Origin of the sequence: Pseudomonas brassicacearum (assembly GCF_000585995.1) — a bacterium.
Taxonomy (GTDB): domain Bacteria; phylum Pseudomonadota; class Gammaproteobacteria; order Pseudomonadales; family Pseudomonadaceae; genus Aquipseudomonas; species Aquipseudomonas brassicacearum_A.
The window spans coordinates 3,341,893-3,364,493 of the sequence record NZ_CP007410.1; the positions used below are offsets into that span (position 1 = coordinate 3,341,893).

Sequence of the window (22,601 nt, forward strand, 5' to 3'; positions counted from 1 at the left end):
CAACGGCCTCTCGTCACGCTGACGGATCACAACCTAGGCGAACACGATGCCCTCGCCTCCCACCTGCCCCAGGCCCACACCCACCAAGGTCACCGAACTGTCGCCCACCTTAAGCAACGTGTCGCTGCCCACCTGCGACAGGTGCTGGCTGTAGTCGTAATCCGCCCCGGCGCCCTGCACGCCGAGGAACACCAGTTTGTCGCCCGCATCATAACCACTGATCCGATCCTGGCCGAACGCGCCATTGAAAATAAATGTGTCGTTGCCGCCACCGGATTGCATCACGTCATTGCCCGAGCCGCCGATAAAGGTGTCGTTACCCGCGCCCCCCACCAACACATCATCGCCATCCTGGCCGAACAGCCAGTCCCCCGTGGTCCGGGCCACCAACGTATCGTTGGCCGCTCCGCCCTTGACCGATGACGCGTACGCCGTCAGGTTGCCCCCGCCAGCAACCCGTTGGCGGTGACGCTGTGACTGACCTCATCCTTGAGCAAACCCCAGAGCAACCCCGACTCTTTGCTGACCAGCGTGCCGATATTCCGGGTCACGCTGATCCCGCCCTCGGCGTCGCGCACATACAGGGTCCCGGCCCCGTCATAGGCGAAGCTGAAATCCTTGATCGACTGCTGCAGCTGCAAGCTGTTGCTGCCCTGCCCGCCCAAGATCACGTTGTATCCACCGCCATCGCGGAAGGTGTCGTTGCCGGCGCGCCCTTCCAGGTAGTCGCTGCCCTGGCCGCCCTGGATCAGGTCATCACGGTCGCTGCCAATGATGAAGGTGCTGCCCGTGTGGGTTTCGGCATTGCGATTGAGGTCCTGCACCCACGTAGTGCCGCGCGCCGGGTCCGACAGGTTGGCGACGATGATGGTCGAGTCCTTTTCCGTGAGGTCGTAGAACGCCGAACCCAGGATCCGTCCCATGCCATCGCCATAACCGGTGGGCAGGTGGGAAATCCAGGTGGGAATGTTGAGGATGGAAAACGGCAACACGTTCCACGTCGCCGAAGCGTAGTGGTCGTTGAAGCTGACGATGTTGTTGGTGGCCGATTCCTGCTGTGCGTCATGCACGCCCACTGAAGACAGGTTGAACGTCGAGCCGTCCAGCGCCCGGAACACCGGATCGTTTTCATAGCCGATGTTCAGTACTTTGTCGGTGCTGCTCTGAGTCGGTGAGGCGTAGGCGATGTAGTTGGCGTCGGTGTAGAACCCTGACCATTTGCTCGCGCTCAAGTCCGCCAGGCTGTTGACCGCCAGCCCGCCCAGGCTGTGACCGCTGACCAGCACGTCGCTGCCCGTCAGGCCATGGGCCTGGGCAAATGCCGCGACGTCACCCAGCAGATTGCCAAAGGCTTCGCCTGCGTAGTTTTTCGCGTAATCCTTAGGGCCCAGCGCGGCCATGACATCGTTGATGATGTCGCCAATGGAGTCGCCGATCAGGTTTTCCCGTGGGCCGCTGGTGCCGCGAAACGATACGCCGATTTCCTCCAGGCGCCCCTCGGCGTCGTACTTGCCCAGGATTTCCACTTGCGCGGTGGTGTAGCCGGCCTTCTCGCCGAAAAACGTCCCGCGTCCGTCTACCTTGCCGGTGTAACCCAGTTGCGACGCGCTGATAGGGGTCCAGCCGGCCTTCTGCACCGCCTCCAACGCGAGCTTTTCCGAGTCAGGGTTCCACGGCACGCCAGGAATCACCCCCTGGGAGTCGGTGCCCCCCAGCAGCGCCGTCACCAGGGTCGCTGGCAGGCCGACACCGAAACCGTTCTGCTGATAGCCGGCGGCAAAGCCGTGATCGAGGTTGTGGTAGGAATACTGCATGATCGCCATTGCATCGCTGACCAATGCTTTGGACTCGGTGGCGCCGAGGTTCTGGTAGTCGTAGATACCCATGGTGGTTACTCGCTTTTTGTTGTTGGAATGGGTTGTTAAAACTCTGCGAAGTCCTTGTGGCGAGGGGACTTATCCCCGTTGGGCTGTGAAACAGCCCCAACTTTAGGCACTGCGGTCTTTCAGAAGTAACTCAGGGCAACCTGGCGACTGCTTCGCACTCGATCGGGGATAAATCCCCTCGCCACAAACGCGTTGCCAGTCATTGAATGCGCTCCCGGGCCACAAACGCCTCATCCACCTTCGCCAGGTCCTGCGCTCCAAGGGTGCCGGCGTAGTAATGCAGCTTGGTCCAGGCCATGAGGTAGTCGTAGCGGGCCTGGGCCAGGTCGCGGCGGGTGGTGTAGAGCTGTTGTTCGGCGTTGAGCGCGTCGAGGTTGACCCGCTCGCCGCCGAGGATGCTTTGTCGGGTCGACACCACCAGGGCTTCGGCGGAGACCAGGGCTTTCTGGTAGGCCCGCAGCTTGTTCACCCCCGACACACAGGCGCTGAACTGACGGCGCAGTTCGATCAGGGTTTCCCGGGTCTTGGCGTCGAGTTCGTACTCGGCCTGTTCCATGTTGCGGCTGGCCTGGCGGGTCGAGGCCGAGACCCCGCCGCCGGCGTACAGCGGCACGCTGACTTCCAGGCCGATGGTGTTGGTGTCGTAGCGTTGGTTGTAGGTGTTGCCGCTTTCCGACTCGTTCTGGCGCATCGTCGCGTAGGCGCTGACCTTGGGCAGGTGCCCGGCGCGATTGCGCTCGACTTCGAAGCGCGCCACGTCCACGGCCTGACGCTGGGATGCCAGGTTCGGGTTGTTGCTCACCGCCAGTTCGTGCCAGGTGTCGAAACTGGCCGGTTGCAGGGCGAAGGTCTGGAAGGTTTCGTTCAACGGGGCCAGGTCACCGATATTCAGGGCCGGAACGCCAATCAGCGCGCCCAGTTCGCGCAAGGAGGCGTCTTGCTCGTCGCGCGCCTCGATTTCTTCGGCGGTTGCCAGCTCATAACGAGACTCGGCCTCGAGGATGTCGGTGCGCGTACCTTCACCCTGGCGAAACAGGTGCTCGTTCTGGCGAAACTGTTGTTCGAAAGCCTTTTTCTTGGCCTGGGCGATGTCGATCTGGTCTTGGGCAAAAAGAGCCTGGGTGTAATAGCTGAGCACCCGCACCAGCAGCTCCTGGCTCTTGCCGCGAAAGCTTTCGTCGGCGAACAGCGCCTGCGCCACACCTTTTCGATAAGCCGCGTACGCCTCGTAGTCCAACAGCGGCTGTTGCAGGGTCAGGCTGGAGCCGTAGCTGCTGTAGTTGCGGTCATCATGCTGGCTGGCGCCGCGGTCATTGAGGTAAGTGACCTTGGATTGGTTGCGGCCCTTGTTGTAGCTGTAGCCCAGCTGCGGCAGCAGTCCGGCGCGGCCGATGGCACGGTTTTCCAGGCCGGCATCGCGCTCCTTGATCGCGCCCAGGTAAACCGGGTCATTGCGTAACGCCTGTTCGTAGACGTCGAACGGTCCCATGGCCCAGGCGTTATCGCAGACAGCCGCCGTCAATGCGGCGAGCCAATAAAAGCGCTTCATACCAGCAGCCATCCTTATTCTTCGGTCAACGCGGAGCCGGCTCGGTCGAGCAGCGGTTTGAACAGGTAGTTGAGGAGCGAGCGCTCGCCGGTGCGGACGAACATCTCCGCCGGCATGCCCGGCTTGATCACCAGGCCATTGAGCTTTTCCATTGCCACGTCGCTGACGCTGCTGCGCAGGACGTAATACGGCGCACCGGTCTTCTCATCGAGCATTTGGTCGGCGGAAATCAGGCTGACTTCCCCTGACACCCTCGGCGTACGGTTCTGGTTGAAGGCGGTGAACAGGATGTCCACTGGCAAATGACTGCCAACCTTGTCGATCAGGTGCACCGGCAGGTGCCCTTCCACTTCCAGGCGCGTGCCTTGGGGCACGATTTCCAGCAAGGTGTCGCCCTGGCGCACCACCGCGCCTTCGGTGTGCACCCCGAGGTTGACGGCGATCCCGTCGGCGGTGGCGAGGATTTCGCTGTGCTGTAGCTCGAACCCGGCGGATTTCAGCTGCTGTTGCAGGGTCTCGCCCTTGAGCTGGGCGTCGGCCAGCTGACTGCGCACTTCTTTCTGGTATTCCTCGTTGTGCTGTTGCAGCTTCAGGCGAGACTCAACGATGCCCTGTTCCACCCGGCCGCTTTCGCCACTGTTTTGTGCCAGTTCCTGTTGTACTTGCGACAGCTGACGCTGGTAGTCCAGCAGGCGATTGCGTGGGATGTAGCCGTTGTCCGCCAAGGGCTGCAGGTTGCCCAGTTGCAGACGCAGGGATTCGGCCTGGGCACTCAGGTCACTGCGGGCCCGGCGCATGCCCGCCAGTTGGGCCGTGGCGCCTTCGATATTGGCGCGCAACGCGGCCTGCTCCCGGGCAAACGCTTCGCGACGGCTGCTAAACAGCTGCCGCTGGCCTTCGAGTACGAGCGCCAACTGCGGATCCGGGTCGTGGCTCAGTTGCGCCGGGAAATTCACTTGCCCGAGGTTATCCCGCTCGCTTTGCCAGCGCGCCAGGCTGGCCCAAGCCATCCGGTACTGGGCTTGCAGCGATTGCACGTCGGCGGAGGCCTGGGTCTGGTCGAGCCGAAACAACGGCTGGCCCTGCTTCACCACCTCGCCTTCGCGCACCAGGATCCTGCTGACCACACCGCTGCTCATGGACTGCACGGCTTTGCGCTTGCCGGAAACCACGACGGTGCCCTGCACCGGGATACCCTGGTCCAACGGCGCCAGGCTGGCCCAGGTGAAAAAACTGCCGGCGCCCAGGATCGCCAGGGCCCAGCCCAAGCGAGTGAAAAAACGGGCACCAAGTTCGGGGCGTTCGAGGGTTTCAGCGGGTATTTGAGTGTGTTCGAGGTTCATGTCGCGATCCTTGCTCATGCGCCGCGGGGTTTGCTGGCGGCCTGGTACTGGCGGCTCATGCTCAGTCCGTTGGGTGTCGGTTGGGGAGGTTCTTGCTGAGAGCCTTGCGGTGTGCCCCGCTGTGAGTCCCGCTGGGCCTCCGAGTGGCCGGACAATGCTCGCAACACCTCCTGGTTCGGGCCGAAGGCCTGTAGTCGACCCTCGTTGAGCACCAGCAGCTTGTCGGCCTGGGCCAATGCCGAGGAGCGATGGGTCACCAGCACGACGGTGGTGCCCTGGGCCTTCATCTGCGCGATGGCGCTGGCCAGTGCCGCCTCGCCGACCGTGTCCAGGTTGGAATTGGGTTCGTCGAGCACCACCAGGCACGGCCGGTCATACATCGCCCGGGCCAACGCCACCCGCTGCTTCTGCCCGCCTGACAACCCACTGCCGTCCTCCCCCAACACCGTGTCGTAGCCTTGGGGCATGCGCAGGATCAGCTCATGCACACCGGCCTGTTGCGCGGCAGCGACGATTTTTTTCGGGTCGGCTTCGCTGAATCTTGCGATGTTCTCGGCGATGCTGCCGCTGAACAGTTCGATGTCTTGGGGCAGATAGCCGATGTGCGGGCCGAGTTGATCGCGATTCCAGCGGTGGATGTCCGCCCCGTCGAGCCGCACGGTGCCTCCAAGGGTCGGCCACACGCCCACCATCACCCGGGCCAGGGTGGATTTACCGGAACCCGAAGCCCCCAGCACCCCGAGCACTTCGCCGGCCGCGAGGCTGAAGCCGAGCTGGTGCAACGTCGCATTGCGTTGCCCCGGCGGCCCCGCGCTCACTTGCTCGAAGCTCACCTGGCCCTTGGGCGGCGGCAACGTCATTGCGTCGTTCTGCGGCGGGTAGGCCTGCAACAACGCATTGAGACGACGATATGCCAGCTTGGCCCCGCTCCACTGCTTCCACACGGCAATCAACTGGTCGATGGGGCTCAGCACCCGGCCCATCAGAATCGAGCCGGCGATCATCATCCCGGCGGTCATGTCGCCCTTGATCACCAACAGCGCGCCCAAACCCAGTACCAGGGATTGCAGGCACAGGCGCAGGGTCTTGCTCAAGGAACTGATCACCGCGCCGGTGTCGCTGGCCTGGTTCTGTAGGCCGAGAAACCGCGAGTGCACGGCAAACCAGCGGTTGCGCAGCGCGCCGAGCATGCCCATGGCCTGGATGGTCTCGGCGTTGTGCAAATGGCTGGTGGCCAGTTGGCTGGACTGTTGCGAGTAAACGCTGGCCTGGCCCAACGGTTTTTTGGTCATGGCTTCGTTCAGGCAGGCCAGGCCAATCAGCAACAGCGTGCCGACCGTGGCGAATAGCCCAAGCCAGACGTTGAACAGGTAGATCACCAGCAGGTAGATGGGAAACCACGGCGCGTCGAAGAAGGCGAATAACGCCGGCCCGGTGACGAATTGACGGACATGGGTCAGGTCGCCCAGGGATTGCCCGGCATTGCCCTCACCCTGGAGCAGGTTGCGCTCGAACGCCGCTTTGTACACCTGGAGGTTGAAACGCCTTTCCAACTGACTGCCGATGCGGATGACGATGAAGCTGCGCACCATTTCCAGCAGCCCGATAAAGACAAAGAACCCGACCACCATCAACGACAACATCGCCAGGGTGGTTTCGTTTTGCGATGACAATCCCCGGTCATATACCTGCAACATATAAATCGAAGGCGCCAACATCAGGACATTAATCAGCGCAGTGAAACAACCGACGCTGATCAGAATATTTTTATAGTCGCCCAGCGCCTTAAAGAGTGGCACTGCGGCACTGCTCCTTGCCCTATTCATGAATCTTCCTTGCTGTAGGCTTAGCCAGATACCCGGTGGGGGCTCAACTTACCCATCTTAATAATTAAATTGGATCATGCTGATCCACGGATCTGTTTAAGCCTGCAGGCGCTGATCAACCAGAATGTTTTTCAAGTTGTCCTCGTTCGTTAACGAGTGTCCTGGCTATTGCTTCGTTCCAACGTAATGATCAGGCCTGACTTTAAGGTGACTTGATAGTGCTGCGCTTGGCGCAGCCCCAAATGAACCCTGGAGTTTTGCTTGCCAATCAGTGAAAGACCGTCGGGTTCGGTGAACCAATGGACCGGTTCATCCCCCAGCCAATGGCCCAGGCAATCGGTTTGCCCGCCCAGGGTCTGGTCCGCCCTGAGTTCGACGAGGCACGTATTGGACGGTTTATCCTGCAACGCCTGGGTTTGCGCATTTTCCTGCGGCCCCGACAAAACGGCCTGCCACTGACCGGCCAACTGCGAGGGTTCTGCTAACAACAGGCTGCGCGCCATGGCGACTTCTCCACAAAACATCATCAGCGTAGCGCTTAACCAGGCGATTGCCCGGACGCTACACGGTATCGATTCTCTGCGCACGGCTCTAATCCTGGCAGGGGATCCCGCGGGAGCAGCTGCTCCCACGGGATCGGATGATCAGGCTACGATGTCCGAGAGCGCTGCCTGGCCGACGGTGCTGACCAGAAAGTCAGCCACGCCATGCCCGGAGAAGTCCACCGACAGCAGGCTGTTGCCACCCGAACTCGACAGCACCGCGTCACCCGCCGCCCCCGTGAAGGCATTCACGAAATGCAGGCCCGCACCTTTGGTGATACCGGTCAGGTCGATCTTGTCAAAGCCACTGACGAAATCGAGGATCTGGTCCGTTGCGCCCGGACGCGAGTCGGTACTGGCGGCGAACACAAAGGTATCCGAACCGGAACCGCCCCACAGCTTGTCCGCGCCACCAGCACCCCAGAGGATATCGTTGCCGGCACCGCCCTTGAGTTCGTTGGCCACCGAATTACCGATCAGCAGATCGCTGCCCGAGCCGCCGGTGGCGTTCTCGACAACAGCGCCCTTGGCAATGGAAACGTTACCTACCATGCCGCCAACGTCGGAGAACGAAGCGTCATTGAGGTTGATTTTCTGGTTCTGGGTAAAACCGGAGAAATCCAGGGTGTCGCGTCCGCCCGCGTCCCATACCGAGAACACCACTTTGTCCGAGGACGAGGAAGCGCTGAGGAAATCGCGACCGGTGTTGGAGTTGAAACCGTAGGTGGTGTCGCCGGTCCGAGTGTTGGTATTGACGCCGTAGAGTTTCTGGATGGCCGCGACGTCATCCATTAACGGACCCGACGCATAGGCCTCGACGCCACCCTTGCTGAAGTTCTGGTCGGTATTGCTTTCACTCCAGTAGCTCATGACGCTGTAGCCACGGGTGTCCTGGCCGTAAGTGGCATCATCGTAGGTCGGGCTGCCTTCACCGGCGTTGTAGTCGCCGGGATGCGCCAGGCCCAGGGTGTGGCCGATCTCGTGGGTCAAGGTCTGGCGGCCGTAGTTATTCAGGTCCGGGTTCTTGTTCTGGGTGTAACTGCTGTTGATCAGGTACCAGGACGTGCCGTCATAACCGGCGCCGGTCCCCGGCAAATAGGCGAACGCCGCCGCACCGTCCTGGCCACCGCTGTAGTTGCCGAAGGTCATGTGGCCGTCGCCACCGCTGGCCTTCTCGGTGAATGTCACGTTGGCCACGTCCGCCCAGGACTGCATGGCCAAGGCTGCCTGGGCTTTCTGCTGGGCGCTGAACTGGCTGAAACCGCTGATCCCGTGTTTGTTCATGGTGCTTGAGGAGGCGGAAGTCAGGAACGTGTAGGTCAGCTCGATCTTGCCGCTGCCGTCCCGGTCCTGATAGGCCGCGCCGTCGCGCAGCAACTGAGTGGCCGCCTCGTCGACGGAGTACGACGGCTTGCCGTTGACGGTCAGGTCGCCGCCACGGTCGTATTGGTGGCTGAAATTATTGATCTGGTTGAATGCACTACTGGAGGCCGCCAAGGGTTGCGGGGCCCAGAGCAGTTGTTCGGAAGAATCAATAACGTTGGTTTTGACTTTCGACATAAACACACTTCCTTGTTTGTAATGGAACCGTTTTTGTCAGACAGACAATCTCTGGCGAGATCGTCCTATCACTCGCCCAATGAGGACGTAAGAAAGCTGACACAATTCGAAATCAATCGTCCAGCCATTTTTTTATTCAATTGCAGGGACAAGCCCTTCCCGCCCATAAACAACAGGCTTTGCTTGCCCTGCTAATACCCGCTTACAGCGAAAACTTGAAGATTGTCGGACAAAACCCTATTTAAATATTAAATATCGATAAACACTAAGATGCGGAACGTGGCGCACGCTTTGCCAACTAAGTGCCAGCGAAACGCTATTAATTAATATCTACTAAATCTCGGCGGTTTTGCGCCCACACACTTCCCGCAGACAGCTTCTGAACCAACGGTGCACGGGGTCGGCATCCAGGCGCGGGTGCCAAAGCATGGAGATGGTGAACCCGGGCACCGCAAACGGCAGCGCAAAACTGTGCATCCCCACGCGCAGGCTGGCGGTATAGCGTTCCGGAACGCTGGCGATGAGGTCGCTGGAGCGGGCCAGGCCCAGCGCCGTGGAAAAGCCCGGGACGGTAGTGACGATGTCCCGTGCAAGATTCAAGGGGCCCAAGGCGTCGTCAACAGGGCCGTGATCCAGCCCGCGCAGGGAGATGCCAATGTGTCCGCCTGCCAGGTACTCGGAAGAGGTCACCTCTACCCGGCTCAGCGGATGTCCTGAACGCACCACACCAATGACGCGGTCGCCGAACAACGCTTGCGTTCGCAGTTCTGGACTGGTGCTCGCGTCCACAACGGCGGTTTCCAGGTCCACGGAGCCCTCGCGCAGGGCTGTGCTACCCCGGTCCGCCTTGTCCACGAACCGCAGGCGGACACCGGGTGCTTGTGCATTGATGTGGGCCATCAGGTCGAGGGCGAAGTTTTCCACGAACCCCTCGCGGGTGCGCAGCGTAAAGGTCCGGTTCAACCGCCCCAGGTCCGGGGCTTGCACCGGCCGCAGTGCCGCCTGGGCATCCTGCACCAGTTGGCCGACCTGCTCGCGCAGTTCCAGCGCGCGGGGCGTGGGCACCAGGCCGCGCCCGGCCCGCACCAACAGCGGGTCGCCGGTGGTTTCACGCAACCGCGCCAGTGCCCGGCTCATGGCCGACGGGCTCAGCTGCAGCCGTCGAGCGGCCCGGGCCACGCTGCCTTCAGACAGCAGTACATCGAGGGTGACAAGCAAATTGAGGTCAGGTGTGGACATGGTCGGAGCCTTGGCGTGCATAGATGGCGTTACATGCAGCTATAACATGCAAATGGTGCGTCTTCCGCCATGTTATGCCCGGGCGTAACGTTCGGGTAGCGCCGATTCGGCCGCGACAGAGAGGAGGACACAATGAAGCCAGTCAATACGCAACACCCCCTGCCGACGGCAACGGGCGCGCAACGGGTCTTTTCAGCGCGTTGGGCGTTAGCCAGCCTGGCGCTCTCGACGCTGCTGGCCTCCCTGGGTGCCAGTGTCGCCACGGTGGGGTTGCCGACGCTGGCGCAGGCGTTCAACGCCTCCTTCCAGCAGGTTCAATGGGTGGTGCTCGCCTATCTGCTGGCGATCACCACGCTGATTGTCAGCGTCGGGCGCCTGGGGGACATGATCGGGCGTCGGCCGCTGCTACTGGCCGGGATCCTCTTGTTCGCCCTCGCCTCGACCCTGTGCGGCCTGGCGCCATCGCTTGGCTGGTTAATCGCGGGCCGAGCACTGCAAGGCCTGGGAGCCGCCGTCATGATGACGCTGACCCTGGCCCTGGTCGGCGAAACCGTTGGCAAGGAGAAGACCGGGAGCGCCATGGGGCTACTGGCTACGCTGTCGGCGGTCGGCACGGCGCTGGGGCCCTCTTTCGGTGGCGTGCTGATCACTCAATTCGGCTGGCAAGCATTGTTCCTGGTCAATTTGCCCCTTGGGCTGCTGACGTTTTTGCTGGCGTGGCGTTCGCTGCCTGCCCGGCAACCGTCGGTCAAGGTGAAAAAAAACCGCTTCGATGTGACAGGCACCCTGCTGTTGGCGGCAACACTGGCGGCCTACGCCCTGGCGATGACTTCGGGACGTGGCCACTTCGGCGGGTCGAATATTGCGCTGTTGCTTGCTGCGATCCTCGGCGGTGGACTGTTCATCCTGGCGCAGAGCCGGGTTGCGTCGCCGCTGATCCCCTTGGTGTTGTTTCGAGACCGACTGCTGGTCTCGGGGCTGGCCACCAGTGCCTTGGTCGCGGCGGTCATGATGGCGACGTTGCTGGTCGGGCCCTTCTACCTGTCCATCGCCCTTGGGTTGCCCGCAGCGCTCGTCGGGCTGGTGCTGGCGGCCGGACCGTCCGTTGCCGCGCTCGCTGGAATGCCGGCCGGGCGCCTGGCGGACCGGTTCGGCGTGCGTCCCATGCGCCTCGTCGGGCTGGCGATCATGGTTCTCGGATGCCTGATGCTGTCGCTGATGTCACCGGTCTTTGGCGTAGGCGGCTATGTCGCTGCGATCGTGGTAACGACCCTTGGCTATGCGTTGTTCCAGACGGCCAATAACACGGCGGTCATGGCGGACGTTCCCGCCGACAGGCGTGGCGTCATCGCCGGGCTGCTCAATCTGTCGCGCAACCTGGGTTTCTTTACGGGGCCTCGGTCCTCGGTGCGATATTCGCGATGGCTTTACCGACGAATGGCATCACTTCCGCCACGCCGGGAACCGTCGCAAACGGCTTGCAAATCACCTTCGCCACCGCGTTGGCGTTGATGGTTCTGGCAGGCGCAATCGCCCTGAAATGCCGCGCGCCAGAGCCTTCGAACAATCACCAGGACACCCCCTGCGAAGGATGATGGCATTGTGAGCATTCTTGGTTAGGTCGTGATGCAGATCAAAAAAACTGAACCAATCGCAAAACGGACTGAAAAAAGCCACATGCCTTTCATTTTCAGGTGCTATTTTTAGTTCTCACTGGTAGAGCCATGACGGCTCTTCCTTCCTGACATGAGCTAAAGGAAGCGCTCGATTGAAGAAGGCGGGCAACATATGAATAAAGGATCTTTCAGCAAGGTTACGTTCCCCAACGCCTGCCAGTTAATGCGCTGGCACTTCCACCCCATGGGATTTGAAGCCAGTATGGACGCACCGGGGAGCATGGTTGCCCGGCTGTTTGACCGTGCCAGCGGCGAGACCATGATCGCTATTGCAGGCATCCCCTGCGCGACCGTGATGAACGCCCCGGATGTGGAGCGAATCATCGAAGCGGTGGAGGCCGAGCTGGAAGCTTTCGTGCCACCGGTTGGCTTGCGGCGATTTGCCTCCTGACAAAAAGAAGCCCACATCAAGTGGGCTTTTTTGTGGGCGATGCCTTTGCACGAGTTCCCGCCAAAGGCTCGATCAACCACGATTCCGGCGATGATCGGCGAAAAACGGTTTCCCCGCCCCGATACGGTCCGAAGCTTTCGGCCCATTGGCAGCCTGCCCATCCTGACCGTCAACGTACCAGTAGCAATGCTGCACGGCACGGGTAATCCCCACGTAGGCCAAGCGCAAAATCTCGTCTTTTTGCGCAGTGTCGTAGGGCTCGGCATCACCATCCCGGCCCAACCCAGCCATTCGGTAGACCTGATTCTTGTAGGGCGAGCTAGTCAGATGCTGGCAGTCGCCGAGCAAAAATACTGCATCGGCCTGCAGGCCCTTGGCACTGTGATAGGTCATCTGCCGCAGCCGCCGCGCTTCGTAAGGCAGGTTAGAATCCACATTAACTGTCGAGCTAATATGATTTTGAATCAGTAACTTATCGCTACTTTTTCGATACAACATCAAAATTGAATCGCCCTTGCGATAGTGCTCATCCAGCCGCTGCGCCAAGCCTTCGTCGTCGCGGTCCAGCACGTTGACTGGGCTCAGCGAACGAGGCTTGCCGCTGGCCTTGGCCTTTTTCCCTGGAATAGCCGTCGCTGCGCGCACGATGTGCTCGGCGGCATCGATGATGTGCTGGTGGCTGCGGTAATTGTCGGTGAGCATCACCCGAGTGCTCGTCGGCGATGGGAATTGCTTGTCGAACCCCGTGAAATAGCTCGGGGAACTGCCACGCCAGCCATAGATCGATTGCCAATCGTCTCCGACACACAGCAAGGAAGAGCGCTGTGCGCCGCGCCCTACGTGCATGGCCGGGCCACGGCTGCGCACTTCGCGAAGACTGGCGCGAAGCCATGAGACAATCTGCGGCGAAACGTCCTGGAATTCGTCGATCATCAGGTGTGACAAGGGCCGCAGCAGTGAATCGCTGAGCAGTTTGAAATTTTCCGGCGAATGCTCGCTGAACAACGCGAACATCCGGTTGTAGGTCATGACCGGCGGCGACTGATCGAGTAAATGATCTTCGAATGCCCGCCAGTAACGGCTCAATGCCTCGAAGAAATAGCGATCCGGGTCATCCTGGGAAAAACACATCCGTCCCACGGCATCCGGCACGTCCAGGCCAAGGTTCTCGATAAAACCGGCGGCGGCGACAAAACAATCCAGCAACGGCGCCGAACCCAGCTCGCCCTTGACCTTGTAATCGAACCCGGGCCCCGCGCTGGCATCACCCGCCAGAGATGCCAACACGCGCTTTGACGCCTCATAACTTTCAAGCCATATCAGCGGCTTACGACAGAAAGCTTGAAACAAGGTGCGCTTTACCGCCCATTCCGCACGGATACTCAACTTAGCGCCTGGCCGACTCAGCCGGGCGTCTTCTCGCGGGTCGAAGCCCAACATCACCCAAGCGTCCAAGGATGGGGCGTAGCCATGGCAATGAAATGTCGCGCCATTGATCTCGAATGTCTGGCGATTGGGTTCGATCCCTTTGATTGGCCAGGCGCCGGCCCTAAACCACAGGTCTTCGATCCCGTCGCACAGCTCTTCGTCACGCTGGGCGGCCAGTTCGGTCACGGCCACGCGTTTTTGCACATCCGGGTGGTCCCGCTCCAACTCCTTGAGCTGCAATGCATGCCGCGACAACGGTTTGATCAGCTCACGGAAGCGCTCGTCACGCCTGTAAAGAGCGTGATAGCAGGCGTTGAGTTGTTGGCGCTGTGCCTCGTTGATGCGCAAGTCGAAGGGATTGTCCTGGGCGTCGTCATCGCCCTGTCCTGCACGAGGGCTCAGGGTCTCGAAGGCCTGGAGCCGTTCGAATCCAGGCAGGCTGCGCACCATGGGCAAGATGCGCGAATGAAAGGTGCGCACCAGGTCGCGAGCGTCCTTGAGGCTGACCGTTCGCCCCCACAGGGCAAACACTTCAATCAGTTTTTGGATGAAGTCCTTGCGCGACTCACGGGTGAAGGTCACCACAGTCATCGAGTCCAGCTCGAAACCCAGGTAATGCGACAGCAGCACGATACGCAGCACTAATGTGGTGGACTTGCCCGCACCCGCGCCGGCCACCACCGAAGTCGCGGGCGTATCACTGAAAATCATTTTCCATTGCGCCGCACTGGGTTGCGCCTGGGCCGGCAGCAATCGAGCGACATCCGCCTTGATGCGCTTCTTCAGTTCGGCTGACAACGGCAGGCGCCAATCGTCAAACAGCAGGTCATCAACCTTCGGGGCTGGATGCTCGGTACTGCGCGAGTCGCGGATCAACAGGACCTGACGACCCTCTTCCAGCCCTTCGGCCTTGCCTTCTTGATAGCCATAGTCAAAACCGGCGGTATGTCCGCTGCGAAAGCCGTCGGCCTGACCGTGCAGCCAGGAGGCCCGGTGCTGGGCGCGCAGGCGCGTCAGGCCATGACCAAAAAAGCGAGCGGCCAGGCGCTTGAATAACGGCATCTGGGCCAGGGGCAGTAAGTCGGGGGGAAGATCGGGAGTGTGTTGCGACACGCTGGAAGACTCCGGTGTTCTGAATCATGACGGCTATGGTGTCTGGATTTGCCGTCAGGTTCCACCAAAAAGCTTTGAAGTCATGCATTTAGGCGATGAAGTGAAAGTGGTATCCCACATTGGCATCATCGTAGGCTGGGGACCGCTATCGCGAGCAAGCTCGCTCCCACAGGGGTTGTGGCGGAGTCGGAATCGCAGATCACTGCAAATCCAAATGTGGGAGCGAGCTTGCTCGCGACGAGGCCAGTACAATCGTTCACTGCTTATAGATCAATTAGTTACAGGAACTATTTCGAGGTAATACTGCGATAGCAATCAAGCCTTAATGCATAGGCCAGTGACGAGGGAGCTAATTCCCTCGCCACAAACCCTCGTCACTTGCCAGCAATAGCAGCATCCACCAACGACTGCGCCTCAACCACCAATTGCTTGAGGTGCTCATCGCCAATGAAGCTCTCGGCGTAGATCTTGTAGATGTCCTCGGTGCCGGACGGTCGCGCCGCGAACCAGCCGTTTTCGGTCATCACCTTCAAGCCGCCGATGGCCTGGTCGTTGCCTGGCGCATTGCTGAGGATGTTCTGGATCTTCTCCCCGGCCAACTCGGTGGACGCGACCTGATCCGGCGACAGTTTGCTCAGCAACACCTTCTGCTGCGGGCTGGCCTTGGCGTCGACGCGTACCGAGAACGGTTCGCCCAGCTCATCCGTCAGGGCGCGGTAGGCCTGGCTTGGGTCGCGACCGGTGCGGGCGGTCATTTCAGCCGCCAGCAACGCCGGGATCAGGCCGTCCTTGTCGGTGCTCCACACGCCGCCATCCTTGCGCAGGAACGAAGCGCCGGCACTTTCTTCGCCACCGAAGCCCAGGGAGCCATCGAACAGCCCCTCGGCAAACCACTTGAAGCCGACCGGCACTTCATAAAGGCGCCGGCCCAAGCGTTTGGCAACGCGATCGATCAAGCCGCTGCTGACCACCGTCTTGCCCACGGCGGCATCGGCGCGCCATTGCGGGCGATTCTGGAACAGGTAGTCGATGGACACCGCCAGATAGCTGTTCGGCGCCAACAGGCCGCCGGACGGCGTCACGATGCCATGGCGGTCATGGTCCGGGTCGCAGGCGAAGGCCACATCGAAACGTTCCTTCAGGCCGATCAGCCCTTGCATGGCATGGCTGGAGGACGGGTCCATGCGGATCTGCCCGTCCCAATCGACGGTCATGAAGCGGAAGGTGGAGTCCACATGGGTGTTCACCACTTCCAGGTCCAGGCGGTAGTGTTCGGCAATGGCCGGCCAGTAGCGCACACCCGCGCCGCCCAGTGGGTCGACGCCCAAGTGCAACCCGGCACCGCGAATGGCATCGAAATCAATGACATTGCCCAGGTCTGCCACGTAGGTGTTGACGTAGTCGTGACGGTGGGTGGTATCGGCCTTCAGGGCCTGTTCGTAGCTGATGCGCTTGACCCCCGCCAGCTGGTTGGCCAGCAGTTCGTTGGCCTTGGCCTCGATCCATTTGGTGATATGGGTATCGGCCGGGCCGCCATTGGTGGGGTTGTATTTATAGCCCCCGCTTTGCGGCGGGTTGTGGGACGGTGTAATGACAATGCCGTCCGCCAGGCCCGAGGTGCGGCCTCGGTTGTAGCAGAGAATGGCGTGGGAAATCGCCGGTGTCGGAGTGTATTCGTCACCTTCGGCGATCATCACGGTTACACCGTTGGCGGCGAACACTTCCAGTGCGCTTGCGCCCGCCGGGGTCGACAGCGCGTGGGTGTCGATACCGATGAACAGCGGCCCGTTGATGCCCTGGGCCTCACGGTACAAGCAGATCGCCTGACTGATTGCCAGCACGTGCCACTCGTTGAACCCCAGATCGAAGGAACTGCCACGGTGACCGGAGGTGCCGAACGCCACGCGCTGGGTAGCAACTGAGGCATCGGGCCGGCCGGTGTAATAGGCCGTCACCAGTCGCGGGATATCGATCAACAACTCTGCCGGTGCCGGCTTGCCCGCAAATGGACTGACTGTCATGCAATACCTCTGGATGGAGTGGCTCGGGAAATGGGATGCAGTTTACTGACAGTTCGACCATGGCGCGATGGGTTCGATCCATCCCCACTCATCAGGATTGTTCGAGCCTCAAGGCATCGGCCAGCGCGCAGAGCGCTGTGTCCAGGTCGTCCGACCCGTTCAAGGCGTGAGTCAGGCGCATGTGTTGCGTATACAACCCCTGGAGACTGAACAGCTCGCCTGGAGCGATGACGATTCGCTGGGCAAGCAGACGCTGGAAAACCCGCCGCAGATCGACTGGACGCGATGATCGCATCCAGATCGTTGCGCCACCTTCGGGTGCGACCCATTGCACGCTGTCCCCGAGCCGTTCACGTAGCAATTGCGTTGCCGAAACCGCGCTTTCCCGCAGCAAACGCCGCAAAACCAGCAAGTGTTGATCGATCCGACCGTTGCTGTACAAACGGGCAATGGCTTTCTGGCGAATCGGCGACAAACGAAAGGCGCGCAATAGGAAATGCCGCTGCAATAGCAGGGTCAACTGACGCGACAACACATAACCATAGGGCGCCTCTGGGCCGATGGTTTTCTCGAACGTGGAGTAGACGATCAACCGATCCGGGTCGAGCAAATCCCGAAAAGGCACCACGCCTGCCTCGAAGGCCAAGTCGGCGTAGCTGTCGTTCTCCAGCACCCACGTGCCGTGCAGCGCCAGCAGGTGTGCCACGGCGTGCCGGTTGTGTTCAAGCATGAGCGTGCCCCTTGGCATGCTCAAGACCGAAGACAACACCACCAGGCGCACCGTCTCGCTCACCAGCAGTTGCTCCAGCTGCTCGGTATTGATCTCCCCGTTGGCCCGCAACGGCAGCTCGATGACCCGGATTTCGGCGGCCTGCAGCAGGCGCAGGATGGTCCAGTCGCAGGGCGATTCGATCAGTACCGTGGCGCCCTTGAGCGCCAGCACGGCGATGAGGATTTCCAGGACGCCGCGCAGATCGGCGCCGATATAGACGTCATCGGCGCTCCAGCAGCGGGAGGCAGAAGAGGTGTAGCGAGCGGCCAGTGCTGCACGCAGCTCCAACTCGCCCCAGGGTTGCGAGGGTGCCTGCGAGGACCGTGGGTACTGGCGCAACAGCTCGCGCTCGAGCAACAACAATGGGCTGTCCAGTGGCTGCATCGACGCCGGTTCATCTGCACTGAGCACCAGCATGCCCGGTCGCCGTACATTGACGTATAGGGTTTCGAGCAAATCATCACCGCCGTCCAGGGTGGCAACGCAAGGCACCGGCAGCGCGTAGTAGCCGGACTTGGCGATCGAGTAGACCCGGCCTTCCTTTTCCAGCAACGAATACGCGTACTGGATGGTAGAAATCGACACATCCAGACGTTCGGCCAACTGCCGCAGCGACGGCAGGCGCACTCGGGCATCAGCACCCAGCTCGTTGATCAGGGTCGTCAGGTATCGATAAACCGCCTGGTAGGCGAAGTCTGGTTCCCGGCAACTTTTCATGGGGTCTGCCCAAAAAAACGGGCTATGAGCGACCCTGCCGGAACGCCGGGAACAACGGCCGGATACGGAGAGGATGAATCCGCCAAACCGCGTTCCTCAGTGCCTTGCCGAGCGTTCGCACAGGCCATCGGCGCCCTGCCCGGCTTCTTCAGCGTCTACAGCTTGCGGCTCGATCCCCGACACCGTGTCCTGGTCCGGCAGCGCAATGCTGGCCCGGTACAACTTGCCGAGCAGATCGATGGACAGGCCGCTGACGTCGATCATCCACTGCGCCACCTGATCGGTAATGGGCGCGCCCTGCATGGCCTTGTGCAGATCCGGCAGCGCCACCAGCATGCCGGGGTGGCAGCAACGCAGGAAGTGTTCCAGGCCTGCACCTTGCGCCACGAAGGGGGCAAACAGCATGCACACCAGTTGCGTTTCGTTGAGCCCCAGGTTCTTCTGCGCTTCTATGGCGGCCTGGGCACGGCGCTCGGGGACGGTCGAAGGCGTGCCAAACAGCTCTCGAGTGTGCTGGCAGGCGTGCTCTGGCAGTTGCTTGCGATGCATGAGCATGATCGCCCGCTGTACGTAATCCCCGTAGCCCGTTTCGTAGCTGCGCCCTTGCAGGTAACAGGCCTGCAATCCGTGCAAATGCGCTGACAGGAGAGGACTGACGTATTCGTTTTCGGGTGCCGATACAACGAGACTCTCGGTCTGTACCCGCAGGAACTCGTTGAAAAGCGGCCAGTTGGTTTCTTCCGAACGGTCGAGAAACAAGTCGTCGATACCAATGTGACCTACTCGCCGGCATGCCTCGAAATGACCTTCGGGTTGCCATCCACAGAGGCGATCCTGGCCATAGAATGACTGGTAGGGATCGCTGCCCAGGGTATCGAGTTGCGCAAAAAGACTGTCGAAGCCGCCCTTGTCGATGGCCAGGTCGATCTTGCGGGCCGCGCGGCGAAGCCCCGACATGAATTGTTTTTGCTGGCGCGGCGTCTCGCTGCTGACCAACGAATCCACCCCTGCCTCCCAGCGCGCCATATGCCGATAGAACTCCGCCATCGCCAGATAGCTGTCGTCGCCCACCTCCAAGGGACTGTCCGATGAGCGAAGATGCCCCAGCACCAGCATGTCTGTGCGGCAGGCCTCATGCCCGGCCACCGACAGCGGCTGGTTATGATTGAAGGGCAGCACTTCACGGTTGTCCGCCATCAGTAGCTCGACCCGGGGATCGTCGTAGACAAACAGCGCGCTGTAGCAACGATGGATGTTTTCCAGGGTCGACTGGGTGGTTTCGCTCAGGCGCGGTGTGGCGACACGCAAGTCGAAGGTCACCGGATGCCTGCCAGCGATGCTTAATTGCGCGGCCCGCAAGGCCGTCAGCACGTAAAAGCTGTCCCGACTGCCGTTCTGGACCGTCAGCACGCGATAATCGCCAATCCGCTCAATGCCTCCGGCGGCGACAATTAAACGCTGGATCAAAAGCTGCAACGCGGTACGCTCTGCCCGGGAATAAAAACCCAACAGTCGTTGCAATATCTGTTGATACACGTGAGTCATTGCCTGCTCGTGAATTGCACTCATAGCCATTTACCTGGAATTCGAATATCGGCGTCGCACCCGCACCAATGTGATCGTGCGACGTGTAGATCTGAATGAAGTGTTCTAGTACTGCAGAGAGTATTAGCAATACGCTCAAGCATTGCTTGTCGTAATTATTTGATACATACGTTGGGTGCCGGCCCGCTCCATTTCAGGATCGCCCTGAACACCGCTAAATCATTGGCTTTCGCCGATTCGGCGGCACGTCCTAGGAGAATTCCGACAACGTCCCACAGACAATGAGTACGAGAAATAAAGAACAAGCCGATCTTTAATTGACCGCCTGCCTCACCCTGTTTTCCCCATAGTCGATAGATAGCCTTATACCAAGTAACGCTTGAAGCGCCTTGATTAGGCAGTGAAGGCTCGAAACCTTCGAAAAAGTTACACCGCGCCACGCCTTCTTCCTTGAGATGGAAATCAGCGTTCAATTATCAGGACTTAAACAATGATTAGAAGATACAGATTAGGGACAAAAACCAGTTCAGATGTCGACGGGCAAACAGATTCGGTTCTGTTTGCCCGCCAATAGGGGCAGCCCGCACAAGGGCTGGCTTGCCGGGCGCGAGCGCGCCATGGTCAGGCGAGAGGTGTAGCAATCATGGCAAAAGGGAAGCCGGTCCAGCCGAAGGCAGCGCAAGAGCCCGGACAATGACTCTTGCGCAAGACAGGTATCAGGAAGGATCGACGACCTGAAGGGCAACGCGCTCACGGCAAGGGCATTCGCCCATGTAACGGTGAGCCTCGACAAACTCGGAGAATGGAAACACCCGGGTCTTGAGTGGCACCACCACGCGATCGGCGGTCAGTTGATTGATATCACGCAATGCCCGCTGCAAAGCCACTTGGTCCTGGACAATGCCCAGTTCCGGCTTGCCGGTGAAGTTGCCGATGCAGTGCACAAAGAACTGAATGTTCTTCTGGAACGCCGCACATGCCGGAAACGGTGTCTGGTTGCCGCCCTGCAGGCCATACAACACCAGGCTGCCTCGCGGCGCCAGCACATCGCCGAGCAGCGACATCTGCGGCCCGCCAAGGCCATCGAACACCACATCGACGCCACGGTTGTCGGTGAGCTTGTTGATTTGCATCAGCAAGTCCTGCTCTTCGGTGACGATGACTTTTTCCGCGCCCAGCGACAGCAGGTACTCACGCTCGTCAGCCGTCTTGGTGGCCGCGATCACCCGTACACCCAGGGCCTTGCCCAGTTGCACGAAGGAAGGACCGGCACAATGGCTGGCATCGGTCACCAGGGCAAATTGCCCGGGCTTGACCCGCGCCAGGTCCATGTAGGCGAAATAAGCGATCAGCAGCGGTGTGTAGTGCACCGAAGCTTCGATCGGGGTGAGCACGTCGGGATAACGGGTCAGGGCGGTGCGCGGCAGCACAATGACCTCGCCGTACACCGGATAATCGTTCGGGCTCTCGGCGGGGAAGCTGGCGACCTTGTCGCCCACGGCCAAATCATCGACACCGTCGCCGACGGCCGTCACCACGCCGGCCATTTCATGGCCCAGGCCTGAAGGCAGGCGAGCTTGGGACGACGCCAGGTTCTGGCGCCACAGGGTGTCGTACCAACTGATGCCGATCGCTTCGACACGGACCTGCACTTCTCCTGGCGCAGGAAGAGCCGCCGCATGCTCTTCGCATTTGAGCACCTCGGCACCGCCAAACTTGTGAAAACGGATCGTGCGGGACATCGCAAACCTCGTCAAAGTAACCTCTAATGCCATGAACTCTATCCGGGCTTTGTACCCAAGACCATCAGTGGCTATTAATAGTCGACATGCCTGTCATTGATTCCGCAGCAAAAAATCGGATCCGTCCTGTAGGAAAATTCAAATTAGCCGGTGCAGAGTACCAGCCTTTCCCCGTAAGATTCATGCCGGTCATTGTTCCCATATGGCCGCTGACGTCAAGCTTGCTGAACCTGCCAGGACCCCAGATGAATCGTAATGACCTGCGTCGTGTCGACCTGAACCTGTTGATCGTGTTCGAAACATTGATGCATGAGCGCAGCGTGACCCGCGCTGCCGAGAAACTGTTTCTCGGCCAGCCAGCCATCAGCGCCGCGTTGTCGCGCCTGCGCAGCCTGTTCGATGACCCGTTGTTCGTGCGTACCGGTCGCAGCATGGAGCCTTCGGCCCGGGCGGTCGAGATCTTCGCCCTGCTCTCCCCGGCCCTGGATTCGATTTCCACGGCGGTCAGCCGGGCGGCGGAATTCGACCCGGCCACCAGCACCTCGGTGTTCCGCATCGGCCTGTCGGACGATGCCGAGTTCGCCCTGCTGCCCATGCTGCTCAAGCGCCTGCGGGCGGAAGCACCAGGCATCGTGCTGGTGGTGCGTCGGGTCAACTACATTCTGATGCCAGGGTTGCTGGCCTCCGGGGAAATCTCCATCGGTGTCAGCTACACCGAAGATCTGCCGGCCAACGCCAAGCGCAAAGTCTTGCGGCGCAGTATGCCCAAAGTGCTGCGGGCTGACACGGCCCCAGGACGGCTGACCCTGGACGAATTCTGCGCCCGCCCCCATGCACTGGTGTCCTTCGCTGGGGACTTGAGCGGTTTTATCGACGAAGAGCTGGAAAAACTCGATCGCAAGCGCCATGTGGTCTTGGCCGTGCCGCAGTTCAATGGCCTGAGCACGCTGCTGGCGGGCACTGACATCATCGCCATCGTGCCCGACTACACTGCCGACGCACTGACCGCCGCCGGTGGTGTACGCGCCGAAGACCCACCGCTTCCGGTGCGTAGCTTTGAGCTGCACATGGCCTGGCGCGGGTCCCAGGATAACGACCCTGGGGAGCGCTGGTTGCGTTCGCGGATTCAGATGTTTTTTGGGGACCCGGACAGTCTCTGAAAGGCTTTGCCGAATCCCCGCTACAGGCCCGTACTACCTGGCTTAGCAGTAACTTAAGCACAGGGCCTCTAACTAACTCCAAAATCGCTGT

Annotated in this window: 14 protein-coding genes and 2 pseudogenes; 3 read left to right on the forward strand and 13 right to left on the reverse strand. The window is 60.6% G+C overall.

The window, feature by feature from the left end:
* Positions 1 to 33 precede the first annotated feature (33 nt).
* The 7 genes and pseudogenes from CD58_RS14530 to CD58_RS14560 all read right to left on the reverse strand — a co-directional run bounded on the left by CD58_RS14530 (position 34) and on the right by CD58_RS14560 (position 9,945).
* Positions 34 to 1,886, reverse strand: a pseudogene (locus CD58_RS14530) (polyurethanase).
* Between the two features lie 199 nt (positions 1,887 to 2,085).
* On the reverse strand, positions 2,086 to 3,435 hold the full coding sequence (locus CD58_RS14535; protein WP_025213728.1) for a TolC family outer membrane protein: 1,350 nt from the start codon (positions 3,433 to 3,435) through the stop codon (positions 2,086 to 2,088).
* Positions 3,436 to 3,449: 14 nt separating this feature from the next.
* A complete protein-coding gene (locus CD58_RS14540; protein ID WP_025213729.1) occupies positions 3,450 to 4,796 on the reverse strand; it encodes an HlyD family type I secretion periplasmic adaptor subunit in 1,347 nt (448 codons plus the stop codon).
* On the reverse strand, positions 4,793 to 6,604 hold the full coding sequence (locus tag CD58_RS14545) for a type I secretion system permease/ATPase (protein WP_025213730.1): 1,812 nt from the start codon (positions 6,602 to 6,604) through the stop codon (positions 4,793 to 4,795). The genes CD58_RS14540 and CD58_RS14545 overlap by 4 nt, the downstream gene beginning before the upstream one ends.
* Positions 6,605 to 6,753: 149 nt before the next feature.
* The gene (locus CD58_RS14550) at positions 6,754 to 7,131 is read right to left on the reverse strand and encodes an AprI/Inh family metalloprotease inhibitor (RefSeq protein WP_080712551.1); all 378 of its coding nucleotides are present in this window, start codon (positions 7,129 to 7,131) and stop codon (positions 6,754 to 6,756) included.
* A 117-nt stretch (positions 7,132 to 7,248) separates the two neighbouring features.
* A complete protein-coding gene (locus CD58_RS14555; protein ID WP_025213732.1) occupies positions 7,249 to 8,706 on the reverse strand; it encodes a serralysin family metalloprotease in 1,458 nt (485 codons plus the stop codon).
* A gap of 333 nt (positions 8,707 to 9,039) precedes the next feature.
* On the reverse strand, positions 9,040 to 9,945 hold the full coding sequence (locus tag CD58_RS14560) for a LysR family transcriptional regulator (RefSeq protein WP_025213733.1): 906 nt from the start codon (positions 9,943 to 9,945) through the stop codon (positions 9,040 to 9,042).
* A 132-nt stretch (positions 9,946 to 10,077) separates the two neighbouring features.
* Here CD58_RS14560 and CD58_RS14565 point away from each other — a divergent pair.
* Both CD58_RS14565 and CD58_RS14570 read left to right on the forward strand, forming a co-directional pair.
* Positions 10,078 to 11,540: pseudogene (locus CD58_RS14565) on the forward strand (MFS transporter).
* A 193-nt stretch (positions 11,541 to 11,733) separates the two neighbouring features.
* Positions 11,734 to 12,012, forward strand: a complete 279-nt coding sequence (locus CD58_RS14570) for a DUF1652 domain-containing protein (RefSeq protein WP_003201764.1) — start codon at positions 11,734 to 11,736, stop codon at positions 12,010 to 12,012.
* A gap of 72 nt (positions 12,013 to 12,084) precedes the next feature.
* On the opposite strand, the gene CD58_RS14575 is transcribed toward CD58_RS14570, so the two are convergent.
* The 6 genes from CD58_RS14575 to CD58_RS14595 form a co-directional block, all read right to left on the reverse strand.
* Positions 12,085 to 14,553, reverse strand: a complete 2,469-nt coding sequence (locus CD58_RS14575; protein ID WP_025213734.1) for a UvrD-helicase domain-containing protein — start codon at positions 14,551 to 14,553, stop codon at positions 12,085 to 12,087.
* A 374-nt stretch (positions 14,554 to 14,927) separates the two neighbouring features.
* Positions 14,928 to 16,574, reverse strand: a complete 1,647-nt coding sequence (gene pgm, locus CD58_RS14580) for a phosphoglucomutase (alpha-D-glucose-1,6-bisphosphate-dependent) (protein WP_025213735.1) — start codon at positions 16,572 to 16,574, stop codon at positions 14,928 to 14,930.
* Positions 16,575 to 16,665: 91 nt separating this feature from the next.
* A complete protein-coding gene (locus tag CD58_RS14585; RefSeq protein ID WP_025213736.1) occupies positions 16,666 to 18,063 on the reverse strand; it encodes a PLP-dependent aminotransferase family protein in 1,398 nt (465 codons plus the stop codon).
* Between the two features lie 96 nt (positions 18,064 to 18,159).
* Entirely contained in the window at positions 18,160 to 19,632 is a 1,473-nt protein-coding gene (locus tag CD58_RS14590; protein WP_025213737.1) for a hypothetical protein, read from the reverse strand.
* Between the two features lie 131 nt (positions 19,633 to 19,763).
* Positions 19,764 to 20,081 (reverse strand): hypothetical protein, encoded by a 318-nt coding sequence (locus CD58_RS30460; RefSeq protein ID WP_144238570.1) that lies wholly within the window; start codon positions 20,079 to 20,081, stop codon positions 19,764 to 19,766.
* A gap of 243 nt (positions 20,082 to 20,324) precedes the next feature.
* Entirely contained in the window at positions 20,325 to 21,350 is a 1,026-nt protein-coding gene (locus CD58_RS14595; protein ID WP_025213738.1) for a zinc-dependent alcohol dehydrogenase family protein, read from the reverse strand.
* Positions 21,351 to 21,595: 245 nt separating this feature from the next.
* On the opposite strand from CD58_RS14595, the gene CD58_RS14600 reads away from it, so the two are divergent.
* The gene (locus tag CD58_RS14600; RefSeq protein ID WP_025213739.1) at positions 21,596 to 22,510 is read left to right on the forward strand and encodes a LysR family transcriptional regulator; all 915 of its coding nucleotides are present in this window, start codon (positions 21,596 to 21,598) and stop codon (positions 22,508 to 22,510) included.
* Positions 22,511 to 22,601 lie beyond the last annotated feature (91 nt).